The organism is Pseudoalteromonas sp. SK18 (assembly GCF_001974855.1).
Lineage (GTDB): Bacteria > Pseudomonadota > Gammaproteobacteria > Enterobacterales > Alteromonadaceae > Pseudoalteromonas.
This window is the reverse complement of record NZ_MTQB01000041.1, coordinates 1-10,556: the sequence shown is the minus strand read 5'-3', so window position 1 is coordinate 10,556 and position 10,556 is coordinate 1. Positions and strand designations below refer to the sequence as shown.

Below are 10,556 nucleotides of genomic sequence, written 5' to 3'. Positions count from 1 at the left end.
ATTAAAGCGTTAAACTTTATCTCGCTAGGGCTGCGCATATTACGCTTTCCTATTTTTTTGTCAACACTTAATTTTGTTAAACTTGAAAGTTTTCAGAACTAAGTTTTACTCAACTCACTGAGTAGCTCGTGCCTCGCTATGCGTTGCGCTCTGCCGTCTCAGTGGGGTCGCATTATAGGGAGATCCGAAAACAGATCAACCCTTTTTTGCAGAAAACTTGAAATAAATGACTGTTCGTTGGATATTTGAACGATAGGTGCTAAAAACACAACATAACTATCAACTTATTAACAATAAACGCGTAATTTAAGCCTTTAACCGTTGTATCAACTTGAATAAGCTTTATTAAAACACTCGCAACTAAGATGATCATAATGATCACTAGCAATAATCTACCCGAATAGATCCCATATATTACAAAGCTCGGAAAATAATACGCTGCAGCTAGCATACTGTTAATGTTACTACGGGGAATTGAAGTAGGTAAGAGCTATGCCACAGTATTAATAAAATCACGGCTATTAATAGTGTCTACCTGAAGATGGCTTTTGTTTATATGTATTAGCAAAGCTTTAATATAAGTAGGAGTTGCTGTTACTCAATTTTAGGCAAAATAAAGCCCCGCATTTGCGAGGCTACTATTTATGCTACACCGTATTGATCTCGGTAAGCTTTTACCGCCGCTAAATGCTCATCCATGGTACCTTGGATCTCAAGGTAACTAATTAAATCAGCCAATTTAACGATAGAAGTAACTTGAGTATCAAAGTCACGTTCTACTTCTTGTATAGCAGAAAGCTCTGCTTTACCTTTTTCTTGACGATCAAGTGCAATTAAAACACCACTTAAATCTGCGCCATTTTCAGCAATAATTTCCATTGACTCGCGAATAGCTGTACCGGCGGTGATCACATCATCAACCAACATGATCTTACCTTTAAGCTCAGATCCAACTAAGCTACCACCTTCACCGTGTGCTTTTTTCTCTTTACGGTTAAAACAATAAGGTACATCTTTATTATAATGATCAGCTAACGCAACTGCGGTTGTTGTTGCAATTGGAATACCTTTATAAGCAGGGCCAAATAGTACATCATATTCAATTGCTGCATCTTCAAGTGCCGCCGCATAAAAGCGACCTAAGCGCGCCAAATCACGACCTGTATTAAACAAACCCGCATTAAAGAAGTAAGGACTAGTACGGCCAGACTTTAAAGTAAACTCGCCAAACTTTAATACCTGCTTTTCTAAAGCAAACTCAATAAACTCTTTTTGATATTCTTTCATTGCCAGTTACCTATTTATGCTAGTGCTTGCTTTTGTACATCAATAATTTCACGAATTGAATGCTTAGCGAGTGTAAGTAGTTCATCAAGTTCGTCAAACGAGAAAGGTTCACCCTCAGCGGTTCCTTGTACCTCAATAATTTTACCGGTTTCAGTTAAAATTACATTCATGTCAGTTTCAGCGTCAGAATCTTCTAGGTATTCTAAATCGCTAATCGCTTGACCTTTATATATACCAACAGAAATAGCAGCGATCATATGTTTAAGTGGGTTTGAGTTAATCATCCCTTTTGCACGCATATACGTTAGTGCATCAACAAGCGCAACGCACGCACCACTTATAGACGCTGTACGCGTACCACCATCAGCTTGGATTACATCACAATCAATAGTAATTGTGTTTTCACCGAGTGCTTTTAGATCAATTGCTGCACGTAAAGAGCGAGCAATCAGACGCTGTATTTCCATTGTACGACCGCCTTGTTTACCTCGCGTTGCTTCACGACTATTACGTGTGTGTGTTGCGCGCGGTAACATGCCATATTCTGCGTTTACCCAACCTTTACCTTGGCCTTTCATAAAGCGTGGTACGCCAGCCTCAACTGTCGCAGTACAAAGTACCTTAGTGTTGCCAAACTCTACCAATACTGAACCTTCAGCATGCAGAGTGTAGTTACGTGTAAACGTAACCGGTCTAATTTGATTAGGTGTTCTTTCGCTTGGACGCATTGACGATCCCCTTAATTCTGAATTTGCCACATTATATGTTGATGTGAATATAGATGCCATGTTGATTTATATTAAAGTGTGCTTAAAAAACACTCAGCAGTGTTAAATTTTCTTTAGAGCTTGAGCAGTGTTACGGTATAATAATCGTAATATTGTATTTAAAAATGTAGGAAAACATCCATGATCCACAGTATGACAGCTTATGCGCGTCGCGAAATAAAAGGCGAATGGGGCACTGGCACGTGGGAAGTTCGCTCAGTGAACCAACGTTATCTTGAAACCTTTATTCGTGCACCAGAGCAATTTCGTGGCATGGAACCCGTTATCCGCGAGCGTCTGCGTAAGCACTTACAGCGTGGTAAGGTCGAAGTTTTCTTAAAGTTTGTAGCGAACCCTGCACATGTGGGTGAACTATCAATTAATCAATCTCTTGCTGAGCAATTAATTAATAGTGCTAAGTGGGTACAACAACAAAGCAATGGTGATATTAATCCTGTTGACATTTTGCGTTGGCCTGGCGTTATGGAAGCGCAAGAAATTGATATGGATAGTGTAAATACGGCACTCATCACTGGCCTTGACCAAGTAATTGAAGACTTTAAATCTGCACGTGGTGATGAAGGTGCAAACCTTGAAGAAATGATAACTACACGATTAACCGCCATTTTAGAGCAAGTTGATATTGTTGAAGAACACATGCCAGAAATTACTAAATGGCAACGTGAAAAGTTAATACAAAAACTTGAAGATTTAACAACAAATATTGATGAGTCACGTCTTGAGCAAGAACTGATTTACCTTGCACAAAAGCAAGATGTAGCAGAAGAACTTGATCGTTTAAAATCGCATGTTAAAGAAACACGTAAAATTTTGAGCAAAGGTGGTGCTTGTGGTCGTCGCCTAGACTTTATGATGCAAGAGTTTAACCGTGAAGCCAATACCTTAGCGTCTAAATCTATTAACAGTGATATTACCAATGCCGCTGTAGAGCTTAAAGTATTGATTGAACAGATGCGTGAGCAGATCCAGAATATTGAATAATATAAACAAACATTAAGAAAACAAAAATAAATCATTAAATTCAAATAATTAAATAATGAGCTTGAGATGCTTTAATTAGCTTTAAGCTTCTTTAATTAAAATTTAGTGGTGACATATATGGTGGCAGTATTTTTATATTCATGTACGATATAAAAATATGCCACCATTTTTTTTGGACTTTTTATGAATGATGCCCAACTTCGAGCTAAGTTGAAAGAAGGTAAAGCAGGAAAGTATAGTGTTGATAGAGGTTTATACTTTAGAATCACAGATCAAAAAAGTGCATTCTGGATAGTTAGATACACCATTAATTCAAAAAGAAGGGAATTAACAATTGGAAGATATGGCAAGCCTCCTGAAGGCTTATCTCTTGCAAATGCAAAAATTGAAGCTGCAAGTGTTAGAGCAAAAGTAAATAAAGGGTTAGATCCTATTGCTGAAAAAAAACGCTCCTCTTTGATTTATCTTAAAACAGTTGATGAAGTAGCCGAAGACTGGCTTAAAATATGTGATAAACGTTTGGAAAACCCACAAATACCTAGGCGGGTATATAAAAAAGATATTTCACCATCAATTGGGGAGCTCGCCGTTGATAGAGTTACACCTAGAGATATCTTAGGAATTATTAGAAAAATAAATGATAGTAATCGCCCAACAATTGCAAATGATGCCCTTATCCACTGCAAGCAAATTTTTAATCATGCGATTAAGCTCGGTTTAATTGAATATAACATTGCACTTCCCTTTAATAATAAAGATGCTGGAGGTGTCGAAAAATCAAGAACTCGCGCTCTATCTTTTGAAGAACTAAGTATAGTATTCAAAGTTTTTAAGAAATGTGCGGATCAATTTACCCGTGAAAATTATATAGCATGCTTGTTTCTAGTTTGCTTAGGTGTAAGAAAACAAGAATTAATAGCCGCTAAATGGTCTGAATTTAATTTTGACAATAACATTTGGGTACTTCCATCTGAACGAACAAAAACGAAAGTATCAATTAAAGTCCCCTTACCTAAGCAACTTATATCATACTTTTATGAGCTTAAAGTTCGTGCTTGTGATTCTGATTACTTATTCCCTGCTCGCAGAGCTAGTAAAAGACGGGGCTATATTTCTGATGATACTCTTAATCATGCACTAGCAAAATTATTTGGAAATCAAGGCTACAAAAAAAAAGAAGGCCACACCAATCATCTGGGTGACGCTGGCATTGACCATTTTGTTATTCATGATCTGCGGAGAACATGCAGAAGTCTACTCGCAGAGCTCACTGTACCCTCCCACATCGCTGAAAGGTGTCTTAATCATAAGTTGAAAGGTGTTGAAGGAATATATGATCGCTATGATTACCTTGATGAGCGAAAAGCAGCTCTAGAACAATTAACTGATAAAGTTTTGGATGTAATCTAAAGTTATTTTACAAATAACCACTTAGCCGTATTCTACAATTAAATAAAGTGCTTCAATTAGTTCAAATTAACTTAATAGGGTTACTGAATGAAGCATAGTAATGAAATAATTTTTTTTAGAGATGAAGCAAGTTTCAATGGTGAAAGTATTGCAGGTTATCAACTTGAACTTAGTATTTATACTGATGGAAAGGTTCAAAGCATTGAAGATTCGAATATTGTTTATGAGAATATAGAAACCTTCATTAAGGCGATTAATTATGACCTTCAAAAACAAGAAACACGAATTGAAAAAGGCTATGTTTATCCAGATCATAAAACAGCTTTAATAATTCTGGAAAAGTTAAAAAAGCTGCTATATGCCATGGCAAACTTTTATGCTAGTAAGAATCACCTTCCTCGAGCAACAAACGACTAAAAAACACTTCCTTATTAAACCATCTTTTAGATGGTTTTTTTATTTGCGTAAAACAAAAAAACTTTCAAAAATAATCACTTTTAAATTTCCTTTTATCATTTTTTATGTTTGAACAAAAACAACTAAAAAAGTGACTATTTAAAGAAAAAAAGTTTGCATTTTTATAACCTTAAAGTGATTTGAAGAATAGTCACATTTTTGTTTTTTTCTTTCTTTTCCTTGTTTACTTTAATTAAAGCTTAAATTTGAGCTGTCATAATTAAAGGTAAAAAGATGAAGAAAACTACACGTATCATTCGACCAAAAGAACTGGCAGAAATGCTGGGAGTAACAACCGTTACACTTTGGAATTGGCGCCAGCAAAATAAAATACCTCAACCTATTTCGTTTGGAACAAAATTTATCGGCTGGAAAGAGTCAACAATTGAAGCTTGGTTATCAGAGAAAGAAAATAATGGATGACCTTTTAAACCCTACGCACCTTCGATGTTCCAAAAGTTTAGTGACATGCCACATAAAGCTTTTATTTACTGAGTTCAAAGTGAAATCAAATACGGTGCAGAAATATAAAAAACTAACATCAACGGCTCTATTAACAACGATTTCAACGATTTCAACAATTTCAACGATTTCCAAAAGGCATATTTTATGAAATATAAAAGCTTAACTCAAAAAGCAATTACAGCACGATTTTCGATTACTGAATATCAAAGAATTGAAGAAGTAGCTGAAGCAAGTGGCAGTAATTTAGCTGAAGTTTTGCGCGAGGCTTGGCGAAGCTACAAAAAGAAAGATGACTTTTCTAGTGATCTACAAAAACTAAGGGTTGAACTATTAAAACAAACTTTTGAGATTTGCTCTGCGGTAGCTGGATTAAATGAACAAGAAAGGACTGAAGCTATAACTGAACTGAAAAACCGCCTTGGAGAACTAAACTAATGAGAGAACTAAAAAACACTTCCCAGCATTGGCATGCAATAGTTTTATGCACTCTACTACTAACATTACCTAGCTATTATTTTTTACTTAAATACACCTGGTCTATCGGTACTAATTGGGGAACTTTAGTTCAACATATAGACCTAGCTAAATTGATTATAAGAGACTTACACAATGTAGATAACAGTAGTTTTTATCAATACAAAAATTACTTATTTGAAAATGATCTTACCTACCAATGGGTATTACATTTACTGCTCCCTTTACTTTTATCGCTGGCCACATCTTTCTTTATTACATTCAAATTCCTTTGGATAAAAGGTGGTTATGACACAGCTATGCATATTAGTGGAAGCCGCCTATATAAAGATAAGTTTGCTTTTAAACATGCAAAAAAAACTTTAAAGAAAGAATTAAAACATAACCCTAGCACTGGGTTAAATATCCACCCCAATATTGCAATTACTGAATTACAGGAAGTCGGCAATATATTAATTGAAGGAGCCCAAGGCTCTGGTAAAAGCACCATCATAAAACCAATTGTGAAAAGCATCTCAATAACAAGTAACGCAATGCTTATATATGATGCAAAAAGAGAGTATACAGAGATTTTATTAAGTAAAGATACTTTATTACTAAGCCCTACAGATGAACGCTCCCTGTGCTGGGATATAGCCGCTGATATTAATTCGCCAGAAATGGCATATGAAATTGCATCATGTTTCATCATCGAATCTGAAAAAGATGCAATATGGGGAAAAGGAGCACGGCTAATATTAGCTGGCTGTATGGTAAGTCTCGGGGAAATAAAACTTAACTGGACTTGGTATGATTTAAATAAAATGCTTGATAAGCCTACTGATGAATTATCTATGTTATTCGAAAAGTATTACCCTAAAGCTGCAAAATTGCTATCTGAAGACTCTAAAACAACTGATAGTTTCATTATGGAACTAACAACACAAATGAGTTGGCTAGATACTATTGCAAAGGTGTGGAAAGAAGATCATAAATACAAGTTTAGTATAACGAACTGGGCACAAGGAAAGTATAACTTCTCATCGCTAATAATTCCGAATGACCCCAAATACTCATCTATATCAGCACCACTATGTACAGCGGTTCTCACCCTTATAGTAAGAGAAGTACTCGCACTACCGGATAATAAAAATAAGTTTTGGTTTATCCTAGATGAAATAGCTGATTTGCCAAAAACAAAAGCGCTCGAAAAATGGCTATCACTAGGCCGCTCTAAAGGTGCAAGAACTATTGCTGGCACTCAAAACATTAGCCAAATTCAATCTATTTATGGTGACAAAAATGCTGAAACATTAACAAGCTTATTTTCAAACATTGTTACGCTAAAGGTTGGCTCTTCTGTATCAGCCAAAAAATCAGCTGAAAATTTAGGCAAACGTATAGTTAAACGAGCAACTATTAGCTTTGATAAAGAGGGTAATCGTTCAACAAGCTATCAGCAAACTGAAGAATATATTGTTCGTGCTGAAGAGATTATGCAGCTCCCCTCTCCTAGTAAAAGAGGAGTGAGTGGCTATCTTTCAATTAGTAGCTGGAACGCTGTATACAAGCTTGTATGGCCTTATCCAGAGATAGATATTATAGCAGAGGCCTACATACCTATTTCGTTGGCCAATAATATAAATAGCACTAGTACCTCTAAACGTGGGTCAAGAGGTAGAAGTCGCTCATGTTAACTATATCGCCAATTCGTAATGTTAAATATTACTCGGAGTTAGCAAAGGAAGATTATTATCTCGATGGTGGTGAGCCTAACGGCGTTTGGGCTGGTAAAGCAAGAAAACTACTTGAACTATCAGGTGAGGTAGAAACTGAAGAATATATTAATATTATGCATGGGTATTCTCCATGTAAGAAATACGAACTTTGCCAAAACTCAGGAGCAAATCGAAGGTTTGGCTGGGATTTAACTTTTAGTTCACCAAAATCAGTCTCTGTAGCATGGGCTAGAGCTGATTTATCATTAAAAGCAGATATTCAAAAAGCACATTTCGGAGCAGTAAAATCTGCATTAAGTTTTTTAGAAAGCAACGCAGCTGTGACCAGACGTAATAAATCTGGTCAAATTCGTGAAAAAGTAACAGGTCTAATTGCAGCAACATTTGAGCATGCAACTAGCAGAGCACAAGACCCTCAATTACACACTCATTGTTTAATTGCTAATGCAGCCCCTAGGGTAGATGGGAGCTGGGGCACTTTAGACAGTAGAGAGCTGTATTTGTGGCATAAAGCCGCTGGAACTTTTTACAGAGCCGAATTAGCCGCACAACTTAAAGAACTTGGATTTGAAATAACCAAAGACGGAGAAATGTTCAAACTACCATTAGTACCCGAAAAGATTTGTGAATATTACTCAAAACGAGGTGCAATGATAAAAGAAGAACTGGTTAAATATGGCAATGCTAAAAGCTGTAGTAAGGCTGGTGATATAGCTTCACTTTCAACCCGAGTAATAAAAGAGGCTGTTAATCGTAAGGAGCTTTATACTAGCTGGTGTGCAGAGCTGGATAATCTCAACTTTACGGAGAACCATTTATTGAGTCACTTATCAAAAGTACATTCTCATGATCATTGGCTCAATGAGGTCGCTAAGTCACAAGAACTGCTTACTTTAAATGTATTAGAAGATAAAGTAAGCCAAAGCAATTCTACTTTCAGATTACAAGACATATACAAAGCAGCTGCTGAAATAGCTCAAACCACAGGTGATGGAGGTGAAGGAGTTAATAACATTGTTAGTAAATTTATCAAACTTGATGATTGCATATCTTTAGGAATTGACCATAAGAATAACTCGATCTACACAACTCAAGCAATTATAGATAATGAGCAGGCAATGATAAGTGGCGCAAAAAAATTGCGTAATTTTAGGCATTTTGAGGTTGAGCCAATCGTTATAGAAAATGCAATATCTGCAAAATCATTCCCATTAACTGAAGAGCAAAAGGAGGCCGTTCTATCTGCATGCCAAAACAATGCCTTTGATATTATTCAAGGGAGTGCCGGCGCAGGCAAATCAGCTTTAATGGATTGTGTAAGTAAAGCATATAAAAACTCGAACTATAATGTTATAGGGTGTGCAATCGCAAAATCAGCAGCTAATAACCTAGCTGCTGAAGCGAATATAGAAACATTCACAATAGCTAAGTTGCTTAAAAATAACTCATTAACACAAAACTCTGTTTTAATCGTTGATGAAGCAGGACAGGTAAGCTCTAAAGATTTACGCAAACTTATAGATTTAACTAAAGCAACAAATAGTAAGCTGATTTTAGTTGGTGAAGATAAACAATTAGATGCGATTGAACATGGCGGTTCGTTAAAGTATTTATCACAACCTGAAGTACTTGGGACAACAAGAGTTGAAACAATAAAGCGTCAACGAGAACCTTGGGCAAGGCAGGTTGTTGCTGATTTTCGTGATGGCAAAGCTGAAGCAGCTTTAAACAGCCTCAATGAAAAAGGTTTATTACATTTTGCAGATGATTCGGAACAAGCTAAAACATTACTGGTCGAAAAGTGGAATAAATACAGGCTTAACAATCCCAACAAGCAATCAATCGTGTTGGCTCAGCGATGGTCTGATGTAAATCAGTTAAACGCAAAAATGCGCTCAATTTTGCAGACTGAGGGAAGTATTGATAAACGAGAAGTTATTGCTAACTGTTTTGTTAGCGGTAAAGTATTTACTAATCATTTCGCTATAGGTGAGCGAGTAAGGCTTACTAAAAATGATTATGCAAGAGGTTTATCAAATGGGGACTTAGGTAACATTTGTGACATAAACACAAAGCCTGATGGTAGCTATGACTTTAAGGTCAAGTTAGATAGAGGTAAAAAAGTAACTCTAAATACTCAAGACTACTGTGATCAAGACGGAAATCTATTCATCACACAGGCTTACGCAATGACAGTATATAGCAGTCAGGGGCTAACAATTGATGGTGATTCTTTTGTATATTACACAAGCGGTATGGATAGGGCTAATACTTATGTAGCTTGCTCAAGACAAAAGGATAATTGCCAGATGTTTATTAATAATAAAGAGCTTTCTGTATTCAGTACAAAAGAGCTAGAATTAAGCAGTATTTATCAATCAATCTCTACATTAAATAAAAGCGCCTTGGCTACAGAAACTATAATGCTTTCAAATAAGCAAATGATGCATTCTTAATTCAATCGAAAAACAGTTAAGTATAAAATTGAAAACCATCCAATGCCCACTTTATTTGTGGTAAGTTTTATCTACGTTAAAAAAATTGGTTATGAAAGCTTGATTTTTAGGCATTCTATAGCTGAACAGAGAGTGAAAATTGAAAATAATACAAGTTAAAGCAATTAATTATCGCAGCTTCAAAGAAGTTACTATGGAGCTAAAGCCTGTCAATATTATTATAGGAAAAAATGGCTCTGGAAAAAGTTCACTTCTAAGATTACTACCTCTCATATTGCATTCACTTGAGAGTAACAGCCAGCAATCATTAGATTTAATGCCTCTAGGAATAGAACTAGCGGGCCAATATTCTGATATTGTTTATAACAACTTAATTGCTAGCCCAATATCATTATGAATCGCCCCGTGTTTGCCAGAGACTCAATAACTTGAGAAACTGGAACTATGAAAAAATCAAATCGCTATACATCAGAATTTCGTGAACGTGCAATTAGGCTTGTTACCACACAACAGCATGAATA

At 36.0% G+C, this 10,556-nt stretch carries 10 protein-coding genes; 8 read left to right on the top strand and 2 right to left on the bottom strand.

The genetic code is table 11. From position 1 onward, the window contains the following. Nucleotides 1-642: 642 nt before the first annotated feature. Together pyrE and rph are read right to left on the bottom strand one after the other, a co-directional pair. A complete protein-coding gene (pyrE, locus tag BW139_RS17750; protein ID WP_008111262.1) occupies nt 643-1,287 on the bottom strand; it encodes an orotate phosphoribosyltransferase in 645 nt (214 codons plus the stop codon). A gap of 14 nt (nt 1,288-1,301) precedes the next feature. Next, nucleotides 1,302-2,015 (bottom strand): ribonuclease PH, encoded by a 714-nt coding sequence (gene rph, locus BW139_RS17745; RefSeq protein WP_008111261.1) that lies wholly within the window; start codon nt 2,013-2,015, stop codon nt 1,302-1,304. A 180-nt stretch (nt 2,016-2,195) separates the two neighbouring features. Here rph and BW139_RS17740 point away from each other — a divergent pair, with 180 nt between their 5' ends. From BW139_RS17740 to BW139_RS17705, 8 genes are all read left to right on the top strand, one after another. Then, complete coding sequence (locus tag BW139_RS17740) at nt 2,196-3,056, top strand: YicC/YloC family endoribonuclease (protein WP_076920536.1); 861 nt, start codon at nt 2,196-2,198, stop codon at nt 3,054-3,056. Between the two features lie 183 nt (nt 3,057-3,239). After that, a complete protein-coding gene (locus BW139_RS17735; protein WP_076920535.1) occupies nt 3,240-4,466 on the top strand; it encodes a site-specific integrase in 1,227 nt (408 codons plus the stop codon). A gap of 87 nt (nt 4,467-4,553) precedes the next feature. Further along, nucleotides 4,554-4,883, top strand: coding sequence for a hypothetical protein (locus BW139_RS17730; RefSeq protein ID WP_054202962.1), 330 nt, complete (start codon nt 4,554-4,556; stop codon nt 4,881-4,883). Between the two features lie 273 nt (nt 4,884-5,156). Then, nucleotides 5,157-5,345, top strand: a complete 189-nt coding sequence (locus BW139_RS17725) for an AlpA family transcriptional regulator (RefSeq protein WP_076920534.1) — start codon at nt 5,157-5,159, stop codon at nt 5,343-5,345. Between the two features lie 186 nt (nt 5,346-5,531). Further along, nucleotides 5,532-5,822: a hypothetical protein gene (locus tag BW139_RS17720; RefSeq protein ID WP_076920533.1), complete on the top strand. Its 291-nt coding sequence runs from the start codon at nt 5,532-5,534 to the stop codon at nt 5,820-5,822. Then, nucleotides 5,822-7,537 carry a type IV secretory system conjugative DNA transfer family protein gene (locus BW139_RS17715; protein ID WP_076920532.1) on the top strand — a complete coding sequence of 572 codons (1,716 nt, stop codon included), beginning with the start codon at nt 5,822-5,824 and terminating at the stop codon, nt 7,535-7,537. Before BW139_RS17720 ends, BW139_RS17715 begins: the two co-directional genes overlap by 1 nt. Then, on the top strand, nt 7,531-10,035 hold the full coding sequence (mobF, locus tag BW139_RS17710; RefSeq protein WP_076920531.1) for a MobF family relaxase: 2,505 nt from the start codon (nt 7,531-7,533) through the stop codon (nt 10,033-10,035). The genes BW139_RS17715 and mobF overlap by 7 nt, the downstream gene beginning before the upstream one ends. Before the next feature lie 139 nt (nt 10,036-10,174). Continuing rightward, nucleotides 10,175-10,432: an AAA family ATPase gene (locus BW139_RS17705; RefSeq protein WP_076920530.1), complete on the top strand. Its 258-nt coding sequence runs from the start codon at nt 10,175-10,177 to the stop codon at nt 10,430-10,432. Nucleotides 10,433-10,556 lie beyond the last annotated feature (124 nt).